At 60.4% G+C, this 25,493-nt stretch carries 21 protein-coding genes; 17 read left to right on the forward strand and 4 right to left on the reverse strand.

Annotation, left to right across the window (positions count from 1 at the left end; all coding sequences use genetic code 11):
• Positions 1 to 274 precede the first annotated feature (274 nt).
• Positions 275 to 1,399, forward strand: a complete 1,125-nt coding sequence (locus JNK74_19280) for a hypothetical protein (protein ID MBL7648326.1) — start codon at positions 275 to 277, stop codon at positions 1,397 to 1,399.
• A 13-nt stretch (positions 1,400 to 1,412) separates the two neighbouring features.
• Here the strand turns inward: JNK74_19280 and JNK74_19285 are convergent, their stop codons facing one another.
• Positions 1,413 to 2,111 (reverse strand): thermonuclease family protein, encoded by a 699-nt coding sequence (locus JNK74_19285; GenBank protein ID MBL7648327.1) that lies wholly within the window; start codon positions 2,109 to 2,111, stop codon positions 1,413 to 1,415.
• 274 nt (positions 2,112 to 2,385) lie between these two features.
• Between JNK74_19285 and JNK74_19290 the strand changes: the two genes are divergently transcribed.
• From JNK74_19290 to JNK74_19335, 10 genes are all read left to right on the forward strand, one after another.
• Positions 2,386 to 3,237, forward strand: coding sequence for a glycosyltransferase (locus tag JNK74_19290; protein MBL7648328.1), 852 nt, complete (start codon positions 2,386 to 2,388; stop codon positions 3,235 to 3,237).
• Entirely contained in the window at positions 3,230 to 4,063 is an 834-nt protein-coding gene (locus tag JNK74_19295; GenBank protein ID MBL7648329.1) for a polysaccharide deacetylase family protein, read from the forward strand. Before JNK74_19290 ends, JNK74_19295 begins: the two co-directional genes overlap by 8 nt.
• Before the next feature lie 306 nt (positions 4,064 to 4,369).
• On the forward strand, positions 4,370 to 5,347 hold the full coding sequence (fliM, locus tag JNK74_19300) for a flagellar motor switch protein FliM (protein ID MBL7648330.1): 978 nt from the start codon (positions 4,370 to 4,372) through the stop codon (positions 5,345 to 5,347).
• Between the two features lie 10 nt (positions 5,348 to 5,357).
• Positions 5,358 to 6,317 carry a flagellar motor switch protein FliN gene (gene fliN, locus JNK74_19305; GenBank protein ID MBL7648331.1) on the forward strand — a complete coding sequence of 320 codons (960 nt, stop codon included), beginning with the start codon at positions 5,358 to 5,360 and terminating at the stop codon, positions 6,315 to 6,317.
• Positions 6,314 to 7,072: a FliA/WhiG family RNA polymerase sigma factor gene (locus JNK74_19310; protein MBL7648332.1), complete on the forward strand. Its 759-nt coding sequence runs from the start codon at positions 6,314 to 6,316 to the stop codon at positions 7,070 to 7,072. The genes fliN and JNK74_19310 overlap by 4 nt, the downstream gene beginning before the upstream one ends.
• Before the next feature lie 22 nt (positions 7,073 to 7,094).
• Positions 7,095 to 7,439: a hypothetical protein gene (locus JNK74_19315; GenBank protein ID MBL7648333.1), complete on the forward strand. Its 345-nt coding sequence runs from the start codon at positions 7,095 to 7,097 to the stop codon at positions 7,437 to 7,439.
• Between the two features lie 70 nt (positions 7,440 to 7,509).
• The gene (locus JNK74_19320; GenBank protein ID MBL7648334.1) at positions 7,510 to 8,652 is read left to right on the forward strand and encodes a hypothetical protein; all 1,143 of its coding nucleotides are present in this window, start codon (positions 7,510 to 7,512) and stop codon (positions 8,650 to 8,652) included.
• Positions 8,653 to 8,686: 34 nt separating this feature from the next.
• Complete coding sequence (locus JNK74_19325; GenBank protein MBL7648335.1) at positions 8,687 to 9,883, forward strand: flagellar hook-length control protein FliK; 1,197 nt, start codon at positions 8,687 to 8,689, stop codon at positions 9,881 to 9,883.
• Positions 9,880 to 10,164: an EscU/YscU/HrcU family type III secretion system export apparatus switch protein gene (locus JNK74_19330; protein MBL7648336.1), complete on the forward strand. Its 285-nt coding sequence runs from the start codon at positions 9,880 to 9,882 to the stop codon at positions 10,162 to 10,164. Before JNK74_19325 ends, JNK74_19330 begins: the two co-directional genes overlap by 4 nt.
• 835 nt (positions 10,165 to 10,999) lie before the next feature.
• Positions 11,000 to 11,800, forward strand: a complete 801-nt coding sequence (locus tag JNK74_19335) for a hypothetical protein (GenBank protein ID MBL7648337.1) — start codon at positions 11,000 to 11,002, stop codon at positions 11,798 to 11,800.
• Between the two features lie 381 nt (positions 11,801 to 12,181).
• Here JNK74_19335 and JNK74_19340 read toward each other — a convergent pair whose 3' ends face one another.
• Positions 12,182 to 12,754 carry a DUF1211 domain-containing protein gene (locus JNK74_19340; GenBank protein ID MBL7648338.1) on the reverse strand — a complete coding sequence of 191 codons (573 nt, stop codon included), beginning with the start codon at positions 12,752 to 12,754 and terminating at the stop codon, positions 12,182 to 12,184.
• Between the two features lie 139 nt (positions 12,755 to 12,893).
• On the reverse strand, positions 12,894 to 15,032 hold the full coding sequence (locus tag JNK74_19345) for a PKD domain-containing protein (protein ID MBL7648339.1): 2,139 nt from the start codon (positions 15,030 to 15,032) through the stop codon (positions 12,894 to 12,896).
• 457 nt (positions 15,033 to 15,489) lie between these two features.
• On the opposite strand from JNK74_19345, the gene JNK74_19350 reads away from it, so the two are divergent.
• Positions 15,490 to 20,151, forward strand: coding sequence for a 2-oxoacid:acceptor oxidoreductase family protein (locus tag JNK74_19350; protein MBL7648340.1), 4,662 nt, complete (start codon positions 15,490 to 15,492; stop codon positions 20,149 to 20,151).
• A gap of 278 nt (positions 20,152 to 20,429) precedes the next feature.
• Entirely contained in the window at positions 20,430 to 20,576 is a 147-nt protein-coding gene (locus JNK74_19355; GenBank protein MBL7648341.1) for an addiction module protein, read from the forward strand.
• Positions 20,577 to 20,713: 137 nt separating this feature from the next.
• Here the strand turns inward: JNK74_19355 and JNK74_19360 are convergent, their stop codons facing one another.
• Positions 20,714 to 21,286: a hypothetical protein gene (locus JNK74_19360; GenBank protein MBL7648342.1), complete on the reverse strand. Its 573-nt coding sequence runs from the start codon at positions 21,284 to 21,286 to the stop codon at positions 20,714 to 20,716.
• A 303-nt stretch (positions 21,287 to 21,589) separates the two neighbouring features.
• Here JNK74_19360 and JNK74_19365 point away from each other — a divergent pair, with 303 nt between their 5' ends.
• From JNK74_19365 to JNK74_19380, 4 genes are all read left to right on the forward strand, one after another.
• A complete protein-coding gene (locus tag JNK74_19365) occupies positions 21,590 to 22,714 on the forward strand; it encodes a PQQ-dependent sugar dehydrogenase (GenBank protein MBL7648343.1) in 1,125 nt (374 codons plus the stop codon).
• Between the two features lie 210 nt (positions 22,715 to 22,924).
• Positions 22,925 to 23,422: a type II toxin-antitoxin system VapC family toxin gene (locus tag JNK74_19370; GenBank protein MBL7648344.1), complete on the forward strand. Its 498-nt coding sequence runs from the start codon at positions 22,925 to 22,927 to the stop codon at positions 23,420 to 23,422.
• Positions 23,423 to 23,687: 265 nt separating this feature from the next.
• Positions 23,688 to 23,903 (forward strand): hypothetical protein, encoded by a 216-nt coding sequence (locus tag JNK74_19375; GenBank protein ID MBL7648345.1) that lies wholly within the window; start codon positions 23,688 to 23,690, stop codon positions 23,901 to 23,903.
• A gap of 352 nt (positions 23,904 to 24,255) precedes the next feature.
• Positions 24,256 to 25,347: a hypothetical protein gene (locus JNK74_19380; GenBank protein MBL7648346.1), complete on the forward strand. Its 1,092-nt coding sequence runs from the start codon at positions 24,256 to 24,258 to the stop codon at positions 25,345 to 25,347.
• The last annotated feature ends 146 nt before the right edge of the window (positions 25,348 to 25,493 follow it).

Below are 25,493 nucleotides of genomic sequence, written 5' to 3' on the forward strand. Positions count from 1 at the left end.
TGTTCTTGGTTAGCTACCCAAGATTGGAACGAATGCGTGGTCGCATTTTCAATTTACAGAACATATGCTACGTCATCATGGGTCGAATGGGTCTTATGAGTTTGTTGTGCAGCGGGCATTCGCTGACAACGGTCAACTATCAACTATCAACTATCAACTATCAACTATCAACTATCAACTACCCTGGAACCTTTCCCCCTCCCCGTGGATTACCCTGAGTGGGCGCATCGGAATCCATAACACCAGTTTCCATACCAAAGGGAGTCTTGCTTTCATGGGCGGAATATCCAAATTAGCCATTTTCGTCGCCGTCGTGCTCCTCACCATTGTTTCCATGTGGACCACCTACGCGAGTCTGAAGGATTCCATCATGCCCGAACCGGTGGTAACCATCCCGCTGGGGCGGGGTTACACCTGGGATTGTTCCATATTCGCCCTCGGGCTCTCCGTCGCCATCGGACTCATGCTCTTTGCCCTGAAGCTGGCCATTATCGATGGACAAAAGCGCCTGAATATCTTCGGGCTCATCGGCATGACCGTTGTGGCCTCCATTTCCATCACCTTCAACATGGACGTGCTCTACCGGGTAGGTGACCGCGAGTTCTTTCTACGGCACTCCACGGCCAAGGTGAAGAGCACCTACGATACCTACCTCGCCGAGGTACGTACCCAGCTCCTGTCGCAGAAGCAGGGCACTGAAAAGGCCCTCGCCCGTCAGGAAGGCGAGCTGGAGGCCGAGATTCGAGGCCTTCGCGAAGACCCTGCGGGCTATGGACGACGCGCCAGGCAGGAAGATCACCGCCTGACCGTTCTCGAAAAGGAAACAGCCGTGGAGGTCTCCAGCATCGAGGAGGCCCTGATCGCTCAGGAACAGGCCGATGCCCTCCTCGCGAGCAGCCAGCCGAAAACCATTGATGAAGTCCTCCAGTTGCAGGACCAGCTTCGTGTGGCCGTGAAAAACGCGGGCGCTCTGGCGGGTGTGGCCATGCCCGAATCGGTTTCGGTGGAGAATCCCCTCTTCGCCGTATTCGAGAAGCTCTTTGACTTCGAAACGGTAGGGTGGAAGGAACTCTTCTTCCTCGCGCTGGCCTTCCTCATCGATCTGGGGGACATTATCGGTTACTGTCTGGTGCCAGCCGCCGCCGCCGTGCCCGCGTCGACCCACGACGCCTTCAACCCCAGCACCCTCCCCACGCGACGCCGGCGCGTCGCCGTACCCGAACGAATCCCCGAAGAGTTCCTGCCGTTCCCCGAGCCCGCTCCGCTGGCGGCGGTGAAGGGACCTTTGGACGAGCCCGCCCCCGAACGCCAGTCGGGACCCGAGCACATTCCACCCGTTCCCCATCAAGGCGCCACCATGACCTTCCGGCGCCGGGGCAGCTCGCGGTTCCGGATGTAGCGCGCCCCTCGATTCAGGGGTTGCAGATACCGCAGGGCTCCAGCCCAAGGGAGAGCGCATCCGATTTCGACACCGCTCGCTTGCTCTTCTTCAGCGAACGACATGAGCCCCGGTGATACTTCGAGCCCGTCTCCGTGATGAAGACTTCATTTACCTTCCTATCGGTCTTCGCGGGGACTTTCGAGGTGCGCGGAGCCGGGGAGGGCTTGCTGGGCGCCACCGCCGACGGCTCGCGTTTCTCCTTGCGAAAGTCCCAGGGCGCGACCGTATCCGGGCGCGACCATACGCCCCGTTTCGCAGACTTCGCTTCGTCCTGAAGTCCCTTGAGCAGCGAATCGTTCCGGGCATAGGCCTCGTACCAGTGCGCCAGCCCCGCCTTGATCAGCTCCTGGTTCAGCACCCGACCGTCGGGTACCGTCACGATACCCACCTTGCGGCCGTAGCGGTCGGTGTCTTTCACGTCGACGGTAACCTCTTTGCCAAAGCACAGGTCCGAGGTGAAATTGCGCGAAGCCGTTCCAAAGTCCTGCGCCTTCTCCGGCGCATCCACGCCATGAAGCCGCACCTTGATCTGCTCCTTCCCCTGGAGCACGGTGATCGTGTCCCCATCCGCAACAGACACGACCTTGCCCTCAATCGTCTCCGTCGCAAATATTGGAAACGCCCAGAGCAGCGCCAGAAACAGCAGGGTATAAGTAAAACACTGGCGCACGAACAGGGCCTCCAGGATAGTTGACAGTTGACAGTTGACAGTTGATAGTTGATAGTTGACAGTTGATTGCCGGTAGCCGATTGCAAATGCCCGGTCTCCCACAACCCCATACGACCCATACGACCCATACGACCCATACGACCCATACGACCCATAAGACCCATACGACCCATAAGACCCATAAGACCCATAAGACCCATAAGACCCATAAGACCCATAAGACCCATAAGCCTGCCAAGTATCAACTTTCAACTGAATATCGTATACTCCCGCCATGGACAATTCACCCCCCAAGACACCCCGGCTTTCCGTCATTATTCCCTCCTGGGACGGACACCGCGACGGGTGTGTTCCCCGTCTGCTCGAAAGCGTGGGGCGTCAGTCCTTTACGGACTTTGAGGTCATCGTGATCAAGGGGGTCTCGCCCCAGGGAAAGGCCATCAATCAGGGCGCGGCCCAGGCCCGGGGCGCGGTCCTCATGATTCTTGACGACGACAGTCTCCTGGCCGATGACGACGTATTCGCGCGTATCATACAGACCCTGGATGATGACGAGAAAATCGGTATGGCGGGGGCAAGCATCGTGATTTTTCCAGACGCCAATGACTTCCAGAAGAAAGCGGCCCTTCAGTTTCCCCGCTTCCACACGCCGGTCGTGAACACCGTAACCGACAGCGATCTGGCCTGCCACGGCTGCTGTGCGATTCCGCGCGGCATTTTCGACGCGGTCGGTGGCGAGCGGGAAGATCTGTTGCGCGGCCTGGACCCGGATCTGCGCGTTCGCATCCGGGAGGCGGGATACCGCGTTGTGCTGGCGCCCCAGGCGCGGATTTATCATCCGTTGCCTTCGGGCTGGGGCAAGCTGTTGCGAATTTTCTTCCGCAACGGATTCGGTTCCGCCTATGCCTACAAGTTTCAGCGCGCATCCGTCTTTGAGACCCATGAAAAGCTCCACGACACCGCCTTTCAGCCCCGCACCACCCTGGCCTACCGGTGCGCCCGCTTTCCACTGCGCCTGGTCAAGGCGCTGGGCGCCTTCCAATTCATGCGCTTCGGCGCCTATTGCAGCTATGCCCTCGGCTACGGCTGGGGGCTCCTGACGGCGAAGGAATTGCCTCGTGGTTAAGGGGCAGCGCTTGAAGAACCGCATCAAGCAGTTGACGAAGTCCACGATTGGCGCGCTGGGGCCTATCTTTCTCAGAGAGACGTCTCGGACCCGCATTCTCACCTACCACAGCATCGGCTACCGGCGCTACGAAATGAACGTGACGCCGGAGGCCTTCGCGGTTCAGATGGCCTGGCTCGCCGCAAATCAGAACGTGATATCCCTCGAATCGGCCGCCACCGGCGAGGAGGGCGTCGCCCTGACTTTCGACGACGGCTATCGGGACAACCTAATCAATGCCCTGCCCATTCTGGAGCACTACGGCTTTCCCGCAACCGTTTTTGTCGTCTCGGGATGTCTCGGAGCGACGTTGCCCCGCGAAAAGGAGCCGGACAGCGGCAGGTTGTTGAGTGCCGAAGAATTGCGGGAGGCTGCTTCACGCGGCCTGATGATCGGCGGCCATACCCGGAGTCATCCACGCCTTGCCTCCTTGACACCGGAGCGCCAGATGGAGGAGATTGCCGGTTGCAAGGCGGATCTGGAGGCCATTCTTGAATTTTCCATCCGGACCTTCGCCTATCCCTACGGCTCCGCGCTGGACTATGATGCCGAAAGTGTTGCGGCGGTGAAGCGCGCGGGCTTTGAACTCGCCTTTTCCAATCGCTACGGTCCGGTCCATGCCGACGACGGCCCATTTGCCTTCCGGCGGATCTGGATCGACAGCACCGATACGCTTACGTCATTTGAGGACAAGGTTTCCGGACGGCTGGATGGACTCCGCCTTCAGGATTCGGCCCTGGGAATCCGCGCACGCCGCCTGCTGAACGCCTGGATGGGAACCCGATAAATGGGCAAAAAAGAACGCGGACCAGGTCTGGGGGACCTGACCCGCGTCGGCGCCCGAGGGTAAGCAAGCGCCAAATCCTGAAATAGGGATGCGATTCTGCATAAAGAACGGGGTCGGGTACGCCGGGGTTGACGGGCGACGTTCGAATCAATTCCGGCCATGGCCCGCGACCGGCGCTCTACCCGCTGTATCTAACTCAAAATAAATGCCTTATCCCACCGGGTGTTGTTGCGCAGCCCCCTACCCTGTGCTATACTCGCCTCACATTGGACCCACGCGTAACTGAAATCGGGATGAAGGGTTAGCATGGCCGATATTCTCAGCCAGGACGAAGTCGATCTGCTTCTCGGCGCTGTCTCCGAAGGGGAGATTGGCGATGCCGAAGAGGAGGCGCAGCAGGAAGTTCACCTGACCGCCTACGACTTCCGCCGACCGGAACGCGTATCCAAGGAACAGCTCAAGGGACTTCAAAGTCTCTTCGAAGCCTTTTCCCGCGAAGTCAGTATTCTATTCCCGCCCTTTCTACGTACCGTGGTGCGCGTGGACCTGACCTCCATCGACCAATTGACCTACGACGAATTCATCCTCTCCGTCGCGCGGCCCACCGCCCTGTCGATCATCAACATGTCGCCCCTTGAAGGCACCGCCGTCATTGAAATGAGTCCCTCCATGGTCTTTCCCATCGTGGACCGGGTGCTCGGCGGCAAGGGAATGACCCTGCCGGAACCGCGCGAACTCACCGAGATCGAGAACCGCATCATCCAGCGAATCGTCATGATGTTACTCGACAGCCTTCGCCGTTCCTGGGAGCAGTTGATCGAGTTTCGCCTCAGCGTGCTCCAGCAGGAAAGCGACCCGCTTATCGTCCAGATCGTGGCCGGCAGTGAAATGGTGATCCTGGTCGGCTACGAGGTCCACATCGGCGAGACCGTGGGCACCATGAATTTCTGCATACCCCTGCTCGTGCTGAACCCCATCCTCGATCAGATTTCCCAGCAGGCCCATTTCTCCCGGCGCATGAGCGAAGAAATGACCATCATCACCCAGCGCGCCATCAAGAAGACCCTGATGAAAAGCAAGGTGCCCGTCGAAGCTATCCTCGGGCGCGCCCGCCTGTCGATCCAGGATATCGCCAGTCTCAGCGTGGGCGATGTGATTCAATTGGATACGTCGCCCCACTACCCGCTGGAAATCGATATCGGACACAAACCCAAGTTTCTCGCCCGGCCCGGCCGGCGGCGGGAGAGTTCGGCGGTGCAGTTGACAAATTTTTACCAGGAATAAGTGAGACGGCATGAATCCAATCGCAGCCAACATCGTAGCCACGGGCCTCCTCAAAGGCGCCTTCGACGTGCTCGATGCCATGTTGAGCACCTCCTTCGACTACAACGTCGGCGCACCCGCGGAACTGGACGAACCCAGGGCGGTCGAGAGCCTGACGAAGTTCCCCGTCATCATGCAGGGCCGGATTCGCAACAACCTCGGGTCCGTCGCCCTCCTCTTTACCGTGGCCGACGCGGCGCGCTTCGCCGCCATGATCCAGGAGCAGGAGTTCGTCGCCCGAGACGCGCTCACCATCGACGAGCGCTCCATGCTTCAGGAAATCGCCGACCCCGCGCTGGGCGGCGGCGTGACCAACCTCATGGAGCGCTTCGGCCGCAATGTGGAGCAACTCGAAGAAGTCCTCCTCCTCGACGACGGCGTGGAGGGCGCGGGGCCGCTGGTCGAGCTGATCGGCCCGGACGGATCCATCGTACCCTTCACGTTTACCGACAACGCCGGGCTGTCGGGCTCCGGCATGGCCCTGCTCAGCCAGAGCCTGGAGGCCATGGTGCCCGCGGACCAGCTCAGGGCCAAACCCGGCGCGGAGCTGGGCGCACAGGCGGAGTTGAGCCCCGCCGAGATGAACGACATCCTCAGCGGATTCGGCGGCGCCGCCGGGGGGGGCGCGGCGGCGGCGGCGCCCGAACCGGCCCCGGCCCCCTACATCCCCCATGGCAATCTGGACATGGTCCTCGACATCGGCCTCATCGCCACGGCCCGCCTCGGACACGTGGAAATGCCCATCGGCGACATTATGAAGCTGGGGCCCGGCTCCATCATCGAAGTCGGGCATATGGTGGACGAGCCGGTGGACCTGTTGGTGAATGGAAAACTGATCGCTCGCGGCGACGTCGTGGTGGTGGACGAGAAATTCGGCCTGCGCATCACCGAAATCGTCAGCGCGCGCGAACGTATTGAAAGTCTGCGGTGACGGAATCCGACGAGAAAGAATTCTGGCGGCGTTACAAGGAAAAAGGCGACGCCACGGCGCGGGACGCCCTGATCCTGCATCATATGCGTATCGTGAAGTATATCGCGGGCCGTATGGCCATTCACGTGCCCAGTAATGTGGAAATGGACGATCTGGTGGGCTGGGGCTGCATGGGCCTCATGGACGCCGTGGAAAAGTATGACCACACCCAGGACATCAAATTTTCCACCTACGCCTCGATCCGCATACGCGGCGCGATCATCGATCAGATCCGCTCCCTCGACTGGGCCCCGCGTTCCCTGCGCACCATGGCGCGCAAGGTCGGCGCCGCCCGGGAGAAGCTGCGCCATGTGGAAGGCCGAGAGCCCTCCATCGAATCCATCGCCACCGAAGTCGGGACCACCCCCGAGCACGTGGAAGACACCCTGGCCCAGCTACAAACCGCCCAGGTCCTCTCGCTGGACGACTATCTCCCTTCCGACGATCACTCCGATACGCGCAAGCACGAAGTCGTCGGCAGTTCCAACGCGGCCCACCCCTCGGAGGGCCTCGAACTGGAAGAGCGCAAGACCGCCCTGGTCCGCGCGATTCTCGAACTTCCCGACCAGCAGCAAAAAGTGCTAAACTTATACTACTATGAAGAACTGACCTTGAAGGAAATCGGCGTGGTGCTCAATGTCTCCGAGTCCCGAATCTGCCAGATTCACAGCGCCGCCATGAAGGCCCTTCGAAAGGCCGTCAACGAAGAGCGGTAACGGCGCCCCCGCAGAGGTTCCCATGCCCCAACCGATCGATCCACAGACCGAGATAGGACGCGCCACGGCGGCCGAGCGCATCCAGCAGATCGCCGACCGGGTTTCCCTCGCCGCCCAGGCCCGCGCCGCCGCCGAAATGGCCAATGCACGGGCCAGCGCGGAGACCCAGGTCCATCAGGCCATGCGGAAGAACGACGAGGTTGATCGTGAATTGCGCCGCAGAACCCCCTTCAGCGGGCGGCGGAAGCGCCAGGGCGGCGGGCAGGAAGCGCCGGAGGACACCCGGACCCGGCACTTCTACAACGCGGCCGAAAAAGAAGTGGTGGCGGATGACGACAGCGCGCACCGCCTCGATATAGAGATCTAGCGGAATTCTGGCCCGAGCCCGGAGCGGCGGCCGGATCGTCCCGCCACGGAACAGGTAATCAGGCAAATCAATGACGGAACTCCTTCAACATCAGGGCACCATGTACTTCCTGAGCGCGGTGGGCTTTGCCGCCGCCCTCTTCTTCGGCGTCATGTTGCGCCGCAATGAGGCCCGGACGGAGCAACGCCTGAAGCAGGCCCGCGCCGACATCACCGATATGACCATCCTGTTTCAGACCATGCGCGATATCATCGGCCAGCAGAAAGCGCTCGCCAAAGACTTCAACGAGGAGTTGGAGCACAAGATGGGCCAGGTGAAGCACATCCTCAACCTGAGCATGGAAAAGAACAAACAGCTTTACGAGAAGCAGCAGCGCATCGTGGCCGAGCTGGAAGAGGCCCAGATCAAGGTTGACGGACTCTTCCGCCAGCTCAGCCACGCCGGCAAGGCAACGGATGTGGTTGCCGCGCCCGCGCGCCCGGTTGAACGCCCCGCCCCGGCCCCCATCCCCCCCAAGCCCCTGGAAGCGCGGCCCACGGAATCCGCTCCGCGCGCCACCGTCACCCCAAGGCAGCCGTCGTCGATCCTGGTGCGCTCGGCCACGCCGGACGTGCGGGATATGCCCGCGGCGACACCCAGACCGACACCCCGACCGGAAAACCCCATGCCGCCCCGCCCCGCGCCGGCGCCCAAAGCATTGACGCAGGCGGAAGAAGCCAAGTTGGCGGATACCGGCGTGACCAAAGCACCGTACTCCTCGTGGATAGCCGAAGACCTGGTTGGCTTCAACTCGAATCCCGGGGGCAATGGCGCATCCGCCGAGGCGCCGCGCACCGCGCCCGCGCCCAGACCCGCGGCGGCGACCCCGCGACCCGCTGTACCCGTTGATGAAGAAGAACCCGATCTTGAAGTCTCCGGCAATGGAGAGGCCGCCCGCGAGGCCTTCCGGGCCCTGCTCAATATGCCCATGGGGCAGGACGCGCCCCTGGCCCCCGTGGAGATGCCCGGCCAGACCCGCGCCATGGCCGCCGCGATGCGGGGGAACGGCGGGGCCCCGGAAGAAGTGCAGTTTTCCGCACCGCTCCAGCAGCGCGTGCTCGAATACAGCGAAGCCGGTATGACCGTCGCCGAGGTGTCGCGGGAGCTCGGCATCGGCAAGGGCGAAGTGCGGCTGATGCTCAGTCTCGCCCGCCAGTCCCAGCCCGGACCATGATGCGGACCCGGGGCGATGGGGGGGCGAGACCGCCATGGTGAGCGGGATTCCCCAGTTCTTCCAGTCCATTGCGGCCCTGCCGGTGGCGAAATCGATCCAGCCCGGTCAGACCTATGCCGCCGTCGTGCGGCTGCAGGACAACGTGCTCGTACTTGCCGCGGGCCGGCTCCAGATTCCCCTGGATGACGGTACCGGCCTGATGCCGGGCCAGCGTGTGACCTTTCAACTCTCGACCACGGCGGCCGGGGCCCAACTGACCATTACGCCGGAAACGGCCACTGGGTCGACGACGGGTGCGACGACCCAGCCCAACCTCGCCCGCGTCCTCGCACCGATCCTTGAATCCCTGGGCAAATTGGAACTCGCCCCGCGAATTCACGGGATGATTCCCCGCCATGCACCGGCGACACTCTCGTCTCTCCAGCCCCTGCTGACGGTATTGCTCTCCGAGCGCGCGCCCGGCGTGGACTTGGAACAGTTCAGCCAGATTCTGGCGTCCGCCGCAAACCAGAGCGGACTCGGGCCGGGGACCGTCCAGGCGATTGCCCAGTGGCTCGGTCTCGTGCCTCCGACGGACAGCGCCGCGTGGCACGCACTCGTGCTCCGGAGCCGGGCGGAACAGGCGGCCACCGCGCGCCTCGCCGCCGCCCTGAAAGCCGGGGGTGATACCAAGGGGCTGTCGTCGCTTAAAGATTCAGCGGCCAGCCTCGCGGATCGCTTGCTCTCCGATCCAGCCTTGCTCCAGTCGCTGAAGGAGGAAGGCGAGCTGGAGCCTTTCAAGGCCCTCGCCCATCGCATTCACGAGCGGGCCGCGGGCGCGGAGATGCAGAACCTCCGCGCGCTGGACCAGTCCTATCAATTCATCGAGCTACCCGTCCGCGAAAGTCATGGATTCAATCGGGCGCAGATTCACACCTTTCAGGATTCGTCGGGGACGGGCCGCGAAAATGGCGCCGCCGTGCATCGCACCGTGCTGGACCTGGACACCACCCAACTCGGCGCGCTCTGGGTGGCTCTGCAGAGCGCGGGCAATCAGTGCGGCTGCCACTTCCGCGTGGAAGACCCCGAGGTACTCGCGCTGCTCGAAAGCGAGGCGCCCGCGCTGGAGGCGGCGCTGGCGGAGGCCGGTTTCGCCAGGGCCACCGTCACCGCGACCCTGTGGGACGGCAACCGGGACGAGGCGCTCATCACCCTCCTCGCGCCCTATCAGAAGCTGGATCTGGAAGCATGATGGATCCCGCGCCCCCCGAAAAGCGCCAGCAGGCCGTCGCCATTCGCTACAAGGCCGAGGAAGATGCCGCCCCGCGCGTGATCGCAAAAGGCCAGGGGCTCCTGGCGGAGCGCATCATGGAGATCGCCCGCGCCGAGGGCATCCACATCAAAGAAGACCCGGATCTCGTGGGGCTGCTGGCCAAGCTGGACGTGGACACGGCCATTCCCGAGGAGCTCTACAAGGCCGTAGCCGAGGTGCTGGCTTTTGTGTATCGACTTAACCGGGGTTATGGGAAATGAGGCGACGCTGTCTCGATTGCAAAGGCTAACCGCAATCTTACGCAAATGCTCCCAGATTCTTGGCGTGAGATTTGAACCGCGAATGAACGCGAATAAACGCGAATAAGAAAATTAAGCGCTGGCGGTCTTGGGCATCCACGAACTCAGCAGCGAACCACGCCGGAATTGGTCCATTGGCCGGGGTCAAGTCAACGTCCCAGGAGACTTCCGAAACATCAGAAAAGTACCCGCAAGCCGGATGGGCCAGAATTCATCAGGCTCCGCCGTTCCACCGTCAATCTTTGTGACGATAATGGGGGAGACTAACCGCCGTTGACAGTATATACTTCCGCCGTATTAGCTCCGAAGGAGCGGCATATCGTAGCCCAGGTCGAAGACGCGCCCACCACGGCGCGTCTTCGACCTGGGCTACGATATGCCGTCCCTGCGGGACTAAAACCCAACGTGACTTTACATTCAATCCACCGCGGCTCCTTTTAGGAGCCTTCCTCATACCACCGGTTCTACCGGTGGCTACTGATTTTTTCAATTTGCTGAATACTACCAAGGAGGATAGCGTTTCCCATGATATGCCTTTGCGGACACCAGTTCATTCCCGAGCCAAGGGTCAGGGAGCGCACCTCCTTCGCAGTTATCTCCGATGCAAAATACGGGCGATTTCTTGCATCGGAGCGAAAGATCCGCGAGGCGTCGACTCGTGAAGAGAGCCTCACGGCCATTGCCCAGAGCGCTCGACTTGTAGGCAGCCTGCGAGCGTGCCCGGTGTGTGCGCGGCTGGTATTTGTCCATCCGGGTGGGGAGAAGGTGGAGTACTTCAAACGGGAAATAGATCAGGATGTTTGAGATAGCCTTTGACCGGAAAATTGAGGCGCGCTGTGAGGCACATTTCAATGCAGTACTCGAACGCCGGGCCGAGGGCGCTTCCGAAGGATGCTCTCTTGGATTGTCGGTGACCGATATGTGGGAAAAATGCGAAGACGTCGCCCGTCGCGTTGCGATCTTGTCCGACATGGAGCAGCGCTTTCCCCTGGCCGGGGAGTATGACAATGACCTCGAATACGAAACTGACCTGAGGCCGTGGACCTTCTCGAACCTCCTTCTCGCCATTTCTCACGTGCTCGTCTTTCAACCGGACCGGGCATCCGATCACTTGGGCCTGTTCGCATCAACCATCGAAATCGAGCGCCTCTTATTCCACGATCGACTTGACTCAGTATCCGTTGCCGGGCGGTGGCCGTCCGATCTTCGCCGCCAGTATATTCGGATACGCAACTATCGCTTGGAGAGTGATCCACTGGGTAGGTTGACGGTACTGCCACTATCGGAATTCGATGCGCATGAAGACGACCTGTATCGTTCGTTTCGGGATAACTACATATTGCTGGACGATCTGGACGAAGAGTACGAACTGTACATTCGCCAGTTTTGCCGACTGACGCTCGAACTCGCGGGCTATTGTGCTGGCTTCTGTGAAGCTATGGCGGCGTGGGTGGGGGATGAACGCGTTGGTGATATGGATACCGAATCGGAGCTTCAGGTGATCGCCCGAATCACGCTTTACGCAAGATCCATCGCGGCCTTTGGACTCCGATTTGGATACGCCTCCTGGCTGGAAACACTTGATTCTCGATATTGATGGGTTGGCGTGTGTATTCTGGTCGTCTGACGTGATCACAGCCTTGCAACGGGCTCCCGAACCTGCAACGTGATCGTGCACGGCTGGGAGCGTCTTCGACGCTCCCAGCCATTCGCATTTTTGTTGCAGTATCAAGCCGTGGCGAGAAGTCGGCGACTCGACCCCATTCGTCTGAAGTGTTATCAAACTCCTTCGCTACGTGATTGTGTTTGAGGGTGGCACCCGGAATAAACTCCAACTGCACCAGATCATGCCTGTAAGTTAGTGAAATTCGGGACGGTCCCGCACGCCTGATCGTTGCCGCTCTTCCGCAGGGGCTGCGCGACTCGCGGTGACCTTGGCTTTGCGGGTGCCCTTGCGTGCAGGACGGTCCCGTCGCCTTCAACCCAGCGCTTTCTCGACTCGGCTATCGGGGATGAACCACATCAGCGCCACGATCACGTAGAGGCTTCCGGCGATCCAGGGACTGACGAAGGCGAGGCCGATGGCGGCGGCGTAGAGCAGCAGGGAGGCTTTCCCCTTGCGATCGCGCCCGAGTGCGCCCGCCAGGCGGGATTCGTGGCCCTGTCCGCTGACGAGTGCGCACTGGAGCATCACGTAGGCCACGGAGGCCATGAAAAGGACCACGCCATAGAGGGCGACGGGCAGGGTGGCGAAGTGATTTTCGCCCATCCACCCGGTCACGAAGGGGATCAGAGAGAGCCAGAAGAGGAGGTGGAGATTGACCCACAGGATTCGACCGTTGACCTTTTCCGTGGCGTGGAGCAGGTGATGGTGGTTGTTCCAGTAAATGCCGACGTAGACGAAGCTGAGAATATAGCTCAGGAACACGGGGAGCAGGGGCGCCAGCGCGGCGAGATCCGTACCGTGAGGCACTTTCAGTTCCAGCACCATGATCGTGATGATGATGGCGATCACGCCGTCGCTGAAGGCTTCCAATCGATTTTTGGTCATGACCATCTCCCTGTTCGTACGCTGCAAAAGCGTGGGCCGAGTATGAACAAAAAACAGCGGAGGCGCGAGACCTCCGCTGTCCGTAACAACGTTCATTCTGGCCGCCGATTATACAGGCAAAAGCGCGGCCGATCTTGTTTTATTCGGCCCCTACGAGGATGGGGGCGTCGAGTTCAATGAGGCCATCGCTGGTGAGCCAGTCGGCCGCGTCGTCGTCCAGGGCCGACTTCGTGCAGATGCCGGCACGGAGCAACTCCTTCTTGTGCTCGAAGAGCTTCTTGCTGCCCGAGGCCAGCTCGAAGCCGAGGATGCCAAAGTTATAACCCGCGGCGCCCTGGAAGAGGGCGTCCGCCGACTGACAGGGGTTGATGCCGGGGGTGTAGGCGCCGCCGACGAGAAACGCGACCTGGGCCCAGGGCACGAGGGTGCCGCCCGCGATGCTCAGCGTCACGCGGGGGAAACCGATGCCGAAGTTGGCGGAGATGGCGCTGGAGGCGCCGGTCTGGTGGATGGCATCGCCGAAGGTGGTGTTGCCCGCGCGCCCGCCGGCCGTTACTTCGGTGCCGTTGAAGGAGAACCCGAGGTCGCTGTCGTACTTGAAGACCGTTCCGACCTGGGCGCTGCCGTCAAGGGGCACCACCGCGTTGGCCACAAACTGGGCGCCGACGCTCAGCGTGGCGGGGATATAGGCGATAGCAAAAGGGATCTTGAGAATAGGAATGGGCAGCTTGAAGTCGAGGGCGTCGGTGCCGGATCCCGCCATGACGAGCTTGAGGTCCGTATTGCCGCGCAGACCCTTGAGTTCATGACCGAAATTGGTGAGCTGGCCGCTCTCGAACAGAATCTGGTTCTTGTTGCGGAATTGCTCGAACTGGCCCTTGGCGGTGAACCGCGCCTTCACGCCCGCGCCGATGCCCTTGGTCACCGTAAACTCGAAATCGGCGGCCGTCTTCTTCAGCACCACCGCGAGTTCGTATTTATAGTCGCCCTGCTCGAAGTTGATGTTGATCGGCGTGTCCGCCTTCACGGGGAACTCGCCCACGCCGGGGATCTCGATGCTCTTGACGGTCTCCGCCGTGAACTGAACCCCATAGTCCCACGAAATTTCACCGTCGGTGAAGATCTCGTTGAGGGGCATTTCTTCAACTTCGAGATAGATCTCGTCGCCGGTTACATCAAGCACGGATATGCGGCCCACATCGATCCCGTCCAGGATGAGCGGTTCGCCCAGGGCAATGTTCAGCCCCAGCCGGTCGGTCTCGGTCTTGTCCAGCAGATAGGCGTGTTCCTCCGGGTTCCACTGGAGGATGACGTTCTCCAGCTCGGCCTCGGGCACGCGGAGCACCGCCGCGGCAAGGGTTACCTCGAAGGTGGAGGTGTCGGGCTCCATGGCGGTTTCTTCCGCGACCGTGATGAAGTCCGTCTTAGTTTCCGTGTCCAATCCATCCAGCGTGGTGACCGTCAAGCTCACGGTGTAACTGCCCGCCGCGCTGTAGATGTGGGAGGGGTTCTCCCCTTCGCTGGTGCCGCCGTCACCGAAATCCCAGCGCCAGGTCGTGATGGGGCTGGTGCCTTCGGTCGATTCATCCGTGAACTGGACCGTGAGCGGCGCGTTGCCTGTCACCACGTCCGCACTGAAGGCCGCCGTCGGGGCCGTGCCCGAACCGGAGGTCACGGTGATCACATTGGCCCGAATCTCTTCGTCACTTCCGTCATCGGAGGTCACCGTCAGCGAGACGTTGTAGGTTCCGGCATTCTCGTAGACGTGCGAAGGGTTCTCCTCGGTGCTCGTCTCGCCGTCGCCGAAATCCCAGGTCCAGGCCTCGACCGGGCTGCTGCCATCGACCGAATCATCGGTGAACTGAACCGTGAGTGGCGCGGGGCCGGAAGTCGGGGTTGCCGAAAAGTCCGCCGTGGGCGCGCTGGGGGTCCCGGTCCCCACGGTGATGAAGTTCGTCTTGGTTTCCGTGTCCGACCCATCCTCCGAGGTTACGGTCAGGGAGACGGTATACGTCCCGTCGGTCTCGTAGGCGTAGGTGGGGTTCTCTTCCGTGCTGATGTTCCCATCACCGAAGGACCACGCCCAGGTGGTAATGGGACTGGTGCCATCGGTGGACTGATCCGTGAAGCCCACGGTCAGGGGCGCGGCGCCCGAAGTCGGGGTCGCCGTGAAGGCGGCCGAGGGCGGGGTGGTCTCGGGGGTAGGCGGGCACCCGCTCAGGTTGGCCGCGAGGGACGCAAGTCCAAGGGTGGCAAGGATTAGGCGAAGCAATGGCATGTTCACGGACTTCTCTCCAAGTGGGGCGAGTGGGGCTGCCACGCGTACGCCACATCGGGGAACACGAGCCCACCCGCGCTGTCAAGAGTTTAATGGTCGAGGCGCGGTTGAATCAACTCGAAAGTGGCCCGGCCCGGAGGCAAACCAACGGGAATGGAGCGCGTTGGCAAATCGTTACGTATAGCACGCTCCGGCGATTCCTCCCTTCGGCCCTCCGGCCTGTTCTGGAACAGAACACCGCGGGGCGGTACGCCACAAGTGGTTGGCATTAAACCATGAACATACAGTAGAATACCCCGCTGCAATCCGGATACCTTCGAGTGCAAGGGCTGTGAGTCCCGGATTGCGGATCCAGATATCCACCAGGAACCCGCCTGTATTTTTTGCAGGCGGCCCCCATATACGCCCGCGGTTACGATTACCCGCGGCGCGCGATTTCGAGCAATCGGAACGGGCAATGAAGGAAAGGCACCAGTCCATGTCGAAACCCAAGTATCCGGGCATGCGTATCACCACCAACGGGAATCAGCTTGTTTCGTACCATACCGAGACCCGCGTGACCGATGGCGGTATCTTCTACCCGATTACGGCCTCCACGGAAATGGGCGAGCTCTATCAGCAGTCCTACGCCGAGGGCAAGCTGAACGTGTTTGGCCGGCAGAAGATCGCCATCGAGTGCGAAGGCGAACACGCGGCCCAGGGCGGCGCCATCGCCTATTCGGTAACCGGTCGCCGCACGGTGAACTTCACCAGCGGCCAGGGCATCGTATACGCCATCGAGCAGTACTACCATGCGCCCGGCAAGCTTTCCACCATGGTAATCGAAGTGGCCGCCCGCGCGCTCACCAAGCACGCCCTCAACGTCCACTGCGGTCACGACGACATCTACGCCGCCCTCGACGTGGGCTGGATCATGCTCTTCGGCAAGGACGCGCAGCAGGCCGCGGACCAGGCCCTGATCATCCGCAAGGTGACCGAACTGTCGCTGACACCCGGCATCAACATCCAGGACGGCTTCCTGACCTCCCATCTGGAGCGGACCTTCCTGAAGCACGAGTCGGACCTGATCCGCGAATTCCTCGGCTCACCCGATGACATGATTGACTGCCCCACCGAGGCCCAGCGGGTACTCTTCGGGCCGAAGCGCCTGCGCGTGCCCAAAGTGATCGACCTGAAGCACCCGGCCATGATCGGGCCCGTGCAGAACCAGGAACACTACATGAACGGCGTGGCCGCGCGCCGGAACAATTTCATTGAGCCGATCCTGGGCTTCCTGGAGAAGGCTTACAAGGAATTTGGCGAGCTCACCGGCCGCCACTACGGGCTGATCTCCGAGTACAAGACGGAAGATGCGGACACCGTGTACATCTCCATGGGTTCTGCGGCGGAGAACATTGAAGCCGCCTGCGACCATCTCCGGGCCACGCGCGGCGCGAAGGTGGGCTCGATCCATCTCAACGTGATCCGTCCCTTCCCCGAGGCCGCCCTGGTAAACGCGGTCAAGGGCAAGAAGCAGATAATCGTGCTGGAGCGCACCGACGAGCCCCTGGCGAGCGACAATCCCATCGCGCGCGACCTGCGCACCGCCCTCAGCAAGGCCCGCCAGAACTACGACGGACTGGCCTATGCCGGTATCCCCGCGATTGAGGAGATGCCCCACATTGCCTGCGGCATCTATGGCCTCGGGTCGCGCGATTTCCGACCCGAAGACATCATCGGCGCGTATGAGTACACCCAGGGCGAGATCAAGCGTCAGGATGGCAAGTCCCTGGCCGATGGCGAGTCCTTCTTCACGCTGGGCATCGAACACCCCTACAATGTTCGCTCGGCGGAAACGCCTTCGCTTCTCCCCGAGAAGTCCATCGCCGTGCGTCTCCACTCCATCGGCGGTTGGGGCATGATCACCACGGGCAAGAACCTGGCCGAGATTATCGGCGAGATTGGTACCCATGTGGCCGACCGCGATGGCGTGAAAGATGAGCTGGGCCAGCCCGGCGAAGTGATTCATATCAGCGCAAACCCGAAGTACGGCTCCGAGAAGAAGGGTTCGCCCACTTCGTACTTCCTGGTGGCGGCCCCCGAGCGCGTGCGCGTGAATTGCGATCTGCGCCACGTGAGCGTGGTGCTCTGCTGCGACCCGCGGGCCTTCACCCACATCAACCCCATAGAAGGCATCGCCGAAGGCGGCACCCTCGTGTGGGAATCGGATGAGACGCCCGAGAAGGCGTGGACCCGCATCCCCAAGAAGTATCGCCAGCAGATCGTGGACAAGAAAATTAACGTCTTCATCCTGCCGGGCTTTCAGATCGCCAAGGAGGCGACGGACCGTCACGATCTTCAACTGCGCATGCAGGGCAACGCCTTCCTGGGCGCTTTCTTCAAGGTTTCCCCGCTCCTTTCCCAGTTCGGCATTTCGGAAGAACTGTTCCGCGAACTGGTGCTGGCCCAGTACAACAAGAAGTTCGGTCGCTTCGGCGAAGCCGTCGTACAATCCAACATGCAGGTAATGATCCAGGGCGGTGAACGCCTTCAGCGCGTGGAATACGGCGAGATCGCCGCTATCGACGCCTCCAGCATGCGCGGTGTGGCGCTGGAAGCCATCGGCGGTTGCGGCACACGCTGCGGATGCGAGACGCCCGCGGCACAGCCCGAGCGCGTGCCCATGTACAAGCTGAAAACCTTTGACGATGAGTTCCGCGCCGGTCTGGGCTATGACCAGCCCGCATCGCCCCTCTCTTCGGTCGGCATCATGGCGGCCGGCACCGGTGCGACCGCGTCCAAGTATGGCGCGCGCCGCGAGACGCCCCGGTGGATTCCCGAGAACTGCACCCAGTGCATGGAGTGCATCGCGGCCTGTCCGGATACCGCCCTGCCCAACACGGCCCAGGATCTCTCCACGATTCTGAGCACGGCCATCAATCACTACATCAGCGACAAGGAGGGCCGCGAGAAGCTGCTGGCCGCCCTGCCCGCGCTGGATTCGGCCGTCCGCGCGAAAATGCTGGAAAACGCCAAGAGCGACAGCCCGCCTTCCTATGTGGAACTGGTGATGGACGAGGTAGACCTGCAGGGCTACGCCACGGGCCAGACCCGGACGGAACTGCACGCGGTGCTGAGCAAGGTGCCGGTGGCCTATTCCAAGGTAAACGCCGTGTTCGCCAGCCGCGAGAAGAAAGAGACCGGCGCCGGCGGCATGTTCTCCATCTTCGTTTCCGATCTTTGCAAGGGTTGCGGCGAGTGCGTCACCGAGTGCGGCGACCATAACGCGCTGGTGATGGTGCCGGACAATGAAGAAGTGAATTCCGGTATCACCTCGGCACAGAATTTCTTCGACCTCCTGCCCGAGACGCCCAACAAGTACCTCGGCCTGTACGATGCGGAAACGCCCGAGCAGTCGCGCCAGGCCGCCCTGCGCAATCATTTCATGGTGCGCAAGAACTACGAGGCGCTGGTTTCCGGCGATGGCGCCTGCGCCGGCTGCGGCGAGAAGTCCGTGCTCCACGCGCTGGCTTCCGTGACCGAGGCCTACATGCGCCCCCTCTATCACAACAAGGCTCGCCGTCTGCGCAAGAAGGCCGACGAACTGGAGAAAAATGGTATCGCCCAGCTTCAGGCCTGGGCGAAGGACGCGCCCCAGTCCCACGCCATCATGAAGCGCTCCGTGGCCCACATTATTCTGGGGCTGGGCGGCGAAACCGACGAAGATACCCTCGCGCGCCTGGAGGCCCATGGTCCCATCAGCGATGCGGAAGTGATCGAGGCCATGGTGGCCACGCTCCGCCAGACCGCCTTCAACCACGACAGCCTTCAGGCCCTCGACGGCCGCCTGTCCAACGGCATGTCCGTCATGGCCATGGGCGCGCACACGGGATGCAATACCGTGTACGGCTCTACCCCGCCGAACAATCCCCACCCCTATCCCTGGATGAATTCCCTCTTCCAGGACGGCGCCACGATCAGTTGGCTCATGGGCGAGAGCTTCATGATTGAAAACGCGCGCTTCTCCATCACGCCCGAGCGCATGGCCGACCACCTGCTGGGCGGCGCGGTGATGACGGAGCAGGACTACTTCAACTACACCCACTTCACCGATACGCTGATGACCGATCAGGAAATCGCCGAACTGCCCAAGGTCTGGTGCGTCGGCGGCGATGGCGGCATGGGCGACATCGGCTACCAGAACGTGTCCAAGGTTATCGTGCAGAACCGGCCCAACGTGAAGTGCCTGATGCTGGACACCCAGGTGTATTCCAACACCGGCGGCCAGAACTCGGACGCGTCTCCCATGACCGGCGGCTTCGACATGAATCAGTTTGGCAAGGCCTCTCAGGGCAAGCTGATCGAAATGAAGAACATCGCCGAGTCCTTCACCAGCGGCCACGGTTCGCCCTACATCGCCCAGGTGTCCATGGCGGACGAGCCCAAGTTCTACAAGTGCCTGCTGGACGGCCTCACCTACCGCGGCACGGCCTTCTTCCTGGCCTACACCACCTGCCAGCCGGAACACGGCGTGGCGGACGACATGGCCACGCAGCAGGCGAAGATGGTCCGCGATTCCCGCGGCCTGCCCGAATTCACCTTCAATCCGGCCCTGGGCGAGACCTATGGCGAGGCCCTGAGTGTAAAGGGCAACCGCAACCAGGAGCGGGACTGGATGGAGGCGACCTACACCGCCACCAAGGAAAAGTACAACTATACCGTGGCCCACTGGGCCGCGACGGAAGCCCGCTTCCGCCAGCACATCAAAAAGGCGTCGGAAGAGGAAATCCAGGGCATGGTATTGCTGGATAACTTGATACTGTGCATGGATCAGACGGACGTCATCAACCGCCGCTACCTGGATCCGAATCACCGCGCCTTCGTGCCCGATTTCGGCGCCTTCGTCAAGGTGGAAGGGGCCAACGGCAAGATCATCCCCATGAAGTTGTCCCGTCAGATGGTCCTCTTCAACGTCGAACGCCGCAAGGCCTGGCGCATGCTTCAGAGCAAGGCGGGCCAGGAGAACAAGGACTATCAGAAGCAGCGCGAAATCCTGAAACAACTCGACGCGGGCAAGATCACCCGCGAAGACGTCTGGGCCAGGGGCTATGGCGCGCTGGAAGCCGCCGCCGCGAAATAAGCGATTGCCGGATATAGTGAACTGCGATCACCCGCGCTTCGAAATGAGGCGCGGGTGATTTTTTTGATCGGGGCGGGAAGGGGACTTTTCTTTTCTGATTTGCGCTGGTATAACCGATACGACGGATGGGACCGATAGGACGGATACCTCAATCGGTCCTATCCGTCGAATCCGTCCTGTAAGTCACGATGCTGCAAGCCGAGGCCTATTGACATGCCGCCAGGCGAATGCTTTAATTGCATAGAAGGGCCAAGCACTTGGTCTCGAGGTCCCATCGCATGACCATCGATCAACTGAAAAGCGAAATTGGGAAAATCGGACTCGCCGACAGACTGTTACTTGTCGAAGATGTTTGGGATTCTATCGCGGACGAGAATGAGTCGCTTCCGATGCCAGAATGGCACCGAAGAGAACTCGATCGCTGATCCGAGGAGCAGCGGAAGGGGGAGCTTGAGTTCCACGAAGGGGAGCAGGTTCATGGAGTCATCCGAGAGCAGTACAAGTAAAAGGATTCTCTCATCCCGCGGGCCTTGGAAAAATCGGTCACTTCCCGATGGGCATGCTACTGATCCGCCAACTTTCTTAGCTCATCCGCCAACTCTCGATTGACGGATCCACTCTTCGTCAGGGTTGCAACCATTTCTGTTACTTCAACACTCGTACAGTTCTTGTGTTCAGGGCCCTGTAGCACTCCCGCAGGTCCGGGTTTGGTCGCCTTGAGGCCGTCAGCGACAGGCTTGGAATACGATGCGACCGTTTTTCGTGAGACCAGGCTGGTCGTCGGTTGCTTCCTCTGATCCACGATACTTCGCTGCGGTGTGCAGGAGCAGACGACTCTTTTTACGGGATCAGTCGTGAACATGTAGACTTCTTCGCTTTTCTTCCAGCGTCTGGTCTGCAGCCAGCCAGCATCTTCGGCGATTTCATTCCACACCACGATGTTGGCTTGATCTGGCGAAAAGCGCCAGGTCGCTTCCCAAACTACGGTAGACGTATTGCCATCATTTTCAGCGAATACAGTAATTCCGGGACTCTTTGAAGGCGAGATTTCCCGGTAGCTGATTCTCCTCCAAGCGGAGGAGGCCGCGTCCGCAAGAACTAAGACAATGCACCCGAAAATTAACAATTGCTTCATAAGCCCTCCTGAAAAAGCGCGCAAGGCAGTCCTGTGCAGTCGAGCCGAGCAGGTCTTACAGGCCATGCCGTGCGTCGGGTGTCGACTTAGACGACTATATCACAAGAGTCCCAAGCGCAAGGATAAAAATTCGAAGCTTTCAGTCACAACAGCCACTCGCCAGCGGGCCCTCCGCGAGAGCGCGATTCCAAGCTGCTAATTGCCACAACCATGCAATTGCTTGAGCCGCGCCACCCGGATCCCGTAGCATGGTGGGCCGAACGGGGAATCGAACCTTTACCTACCCAATGGAGTCTTTATCGAATGAAATCCGCCACCGCCCTGCTTTCCCTCACCGCCGCCGCCTTCGTCACGGCCGGCGCCGCCTTTGCCGCAGACCTCCCGCTGGACAAGATCAAGCTGCCGGAGGGCTTCACCATCAGCGTCTACGCCGACACCGTGCCCGGTGCGCGCTTCATGGCACAGGGCGATAATGGTACCCTCTTCGTCGGCACCCGCGGCCAGAAGACGGTCTACGCGCTGGTTGATACCGATGGCGACAAGAAGGTGGACCAGACCCACACCATCACCGACGGGTTGGAGAGTCCGAACGGCGTGCTCTTTCACAACGGATCACTCTATGTTGGCGAGGTCAATCGCATCCTCCGCTATGACAACATAGAGGCCAACCTCGCGTCGATTCCCGCGCCCGTGGTCGTGACGGACGCCCTGCCCGCTGAAGCGGCCCACGGTTCCAAGGATCTCTCCATCGGCCCGGACGGACGCATGTACTTCGGTATCGGCGCGCCCTGCGACCACTGCGATCCCACCGTCGATTTCAACGACCCGCGCCTGGGCACCATCACCTCCATGAACCTCGACGGCTCCGACATCCAGCCCTACGTCATGGGCGTGCGCAATTCCGTGGGCCTCGCGTGGAGCCCGGAAAACGGCACGCTCTACTTCACCGACAACGGCCGCGACAAACTCGGCGATGACCGGCCCGACTGCGAACTCAATCGCGTCACCCAGCCCGGCCAGCACTTCGGCAACCCCTACATCCACGGCGGCGACGTGCCCGATCCGGAAAATGGCAAGGGCAAGAATCCCGACGACTACGTGAAGCCCGTCCAGAAGCTCGGCGCCCACGTTACGCCCCTCGGCCTCAATTTCTACACCGGCGACCAGTTTCCAAAGGCGTACAAGAACCGTCTCTTCATCGCCCTCAAAGGCTCCACCGACCGCACCATCAAGATCGGCTACGCCATCAAGACCGTGACCCTCGATAAAGACGGCAATGTGAAGAAATACGAAGACTTCGCCACCGGCTGGGTCCAGCGCGAAGAAGCCTGGGACCGTCCGGTCGACGTGATCGTGACCAACGACGGCGCCCTCTTCGTCTCCGGCGAACAGGCCGGCGTGATCTACCGCATCGCCTACGCGAAATAACCCAGAGTTTAGCTTCTCCACAATAGGCCCGCGGTCACACAGTGATCGCGGGCCTTTCCATATCCATACGGAAGAATGGAGTGGGGGCTTTCAGCCCCCGTCCCGCGCAACGCAGTTGCGCGCAGTCCGATTGCTGTTGACAGTACCCGGCCCGAGTGCTTTAATAGAGGCAATAGTTGCGGCTGGAAAATGCGGAGCGAGTTCAAAGAGATGAAGCCCACGGTCTACGTCGAGACATCAGTCATCAGCTACCTCGCGGCAAGGCCGAGTCGGGATTTGGTAGTTGCCGCACGGCAGGCGATAACGCGGGACTGGTGGGAGAATCAACGACGAAGATTCGAGTTGCGCATCTCGACGCTTGTGGAGGAGGAAATTTCAGACGGAGACGCTCTGGCTGCCGCGAGGCGTTTGTCCTGGGTTTCGGATATTCCCAGCCTTTCCATCACAGATGAGGCAAATTTGATTGCCCGGCTCCTGATTTCAAAAGGAACGGTACCGGCGGGAAGCGAGGAAGATGCGCTGCATATCGGCATTGCTGCGTCGCAAGGCGCTGAGTACTTGCTGACATGGAACTTTCGCCACATGAACAATGCTGAGACGAAAGACGCCATTGCGAGTATAATCAGATTGAATGGCTACGAATGTCCGCGGCTGTGTTCGCCCGAAGAGCTTGGAGGTAAAAACGATGTTTCCAGACCCGATTGTTGAAGAAGTACGCCGTATTCGACAAGAGCATGCGGCAAAATACGGAAATGACCTCGATCGAATCGTAGAGGCGCTTCGTGAAAAGGAGCGGCTATCCACGCGGCCAGTGCTTAACCCGGGACCACGGCGGATACCGATAAAGCATGTGTCGGAGAGCGAGGAACCCTATGGTGGATAGTCCAAGAACTGAGTAGGTTTTGAAGAAGGGAAGCCCATCTTCACGGCACTGTTTTGACGCGCTTGGAAGGTGTTGCGGAAGGAGGTAAGGATGATTGACGACCCAATTGTGAAAGAAATTCGCAAGTACCGCAAAGAACACGCGGCGCAGTATGGAAACGATCTTAAGCGAATAGTGCAAGCCTACCAGGAGATGGAGCGCGCATCGGGTCGAGAATTTGTCAACTTCGAAGCCAAGCGCGTTCGGGTAACGAGGGCTTCGGAAGAGTCGACGCCGTACAAACCTTTGACTGAGGGAACTTCGTGAACCCATTAGACTGCGCCGCTCTGGGAAAGTGGAGGTTTAGCCAATCATTCCAGACCCGATTGTTGAAGAAATTCGCGAAATTGTCAAGGCCCACGCGGCAAAGTATGGCAATGATTTAGATAGAATTGTCGAGGCGCTTCGCGAGGACGAGCGCGCGTCGTCACGTGTGTTTCTCAACCCCGGACCGAGACTTCTCTCAACCCAGAAAGTTTCCGAGGAGTCGGGCAGCGATATCTCTGGAGTGAATTGGAGCCACAATAAGTCTTGAAGTTGCGGATACGTAGAAAGAAAGCGGCGCTTTCCGTAGCATTGAATTTGCGATTACGTAGAACGAAGGACGGGGCGGCAGCCTATGGCAAACTCGAGATCGGTGCTGGTCGGTGCATCAGTGGGACTGCTCACTGTTTTGTGCGGGATCTTTCTGTTGCGGAACTCATTCACAATTGATCGCGATCAGGATCCTGAAACGGGCGAGTCACCGGTCGAAGTCGAATTGGTCGCGGATGAAGGAGACAAACCATCTCCAGCAAGGGCAGTTCCCCTTGAGCCGTATCTGCCGGTCAGCGGCGCTGATTCCATGCGAGTGCCGGATGAGAAGGAGGTGATGATGCAGAAGATTCTCGTTCTTGTCGGCACCGAAGAAATCCCTATTCATACGCTTTACGCAGATGCGACGAGTGGGCTAGATCGGGAGTGCCTTCCACTGCTGCGCGATATGCTGAAAGACCCGGCCTATAAGAATCGCTGGCGCTCCATTAGCAGCATGCTCGCATGGCTGAGCGATAGCAGGGATGAGGCTTCGTTAAACGCCATACTCGCTTATATTCGTCGTCCAGACCTCTGGAAAGACGCCGACGCAAGTAAAGGCCATGGCTATGTCAACGTCTATGGGAAGGCGGCGGCTGTGGGTTTACTTGGTTTCTTCGAGCTTGATTCCGCAACGTCAACGCTCAGGCGGGCGTTTACCAAGGAAGGCGCGGAAGAGCTGATTGGGACATGGGTCAACGTGCCCCATGCAGTGGACGACTATAGTGCATCGTACACGGTAGAGAGTGTCCGGATGCAAGCGGCGTCGGGTCTGGCCTTGTCGCAGGATGCAGCGAACATTGCCCTTATCGAAGCGCAAATAGAAGCGTTGGCGCACTGGACATGGTCGGATGAATACGAGCAAAGCGAAGACGCGGACGATGTTATGGAGTCTTCGCTGGACGGTGGGATTCCGTATCATTCGCTGGCGGACGCCATGACGCGGCTGGACAGAATTCGGGATGTTGGCCTCGAAGAATTTCTTCTTCACGACGACACGTCGGACGGGTTTGGTTTGAAAATGCCGTATGCACTCAAGTACTGGGGCCAGAGGTTGCCCAACGGAAGAACAGTCTTGGACCCGTGTCCGATTTGCGGAACAACGCGGCGACCAGGGACCAGGGAGATTTCGAATTGACATGTCGGAAGATCGGGAAAGCTGCGCGGTGTCAATGGATTTCTGCTATTCGCCTGAAACCAGAAAGTGGATGAATTCACATATAAGAAGATCGGGAAGCATTTTGGCTTTTGTGTTGGTACTATTGGATTCTTCCCCTTCCATGA

It is taken from the genome of Candidatus Hydrogenedentota bacterium, from assembly GCA_016791475.1.
Taxonomy (GTDB): Bacteria; Hydrogenedentota; Hydrogenedentia; order Hydrogenedentales; family JAEUWI01; genus JAEUWI01.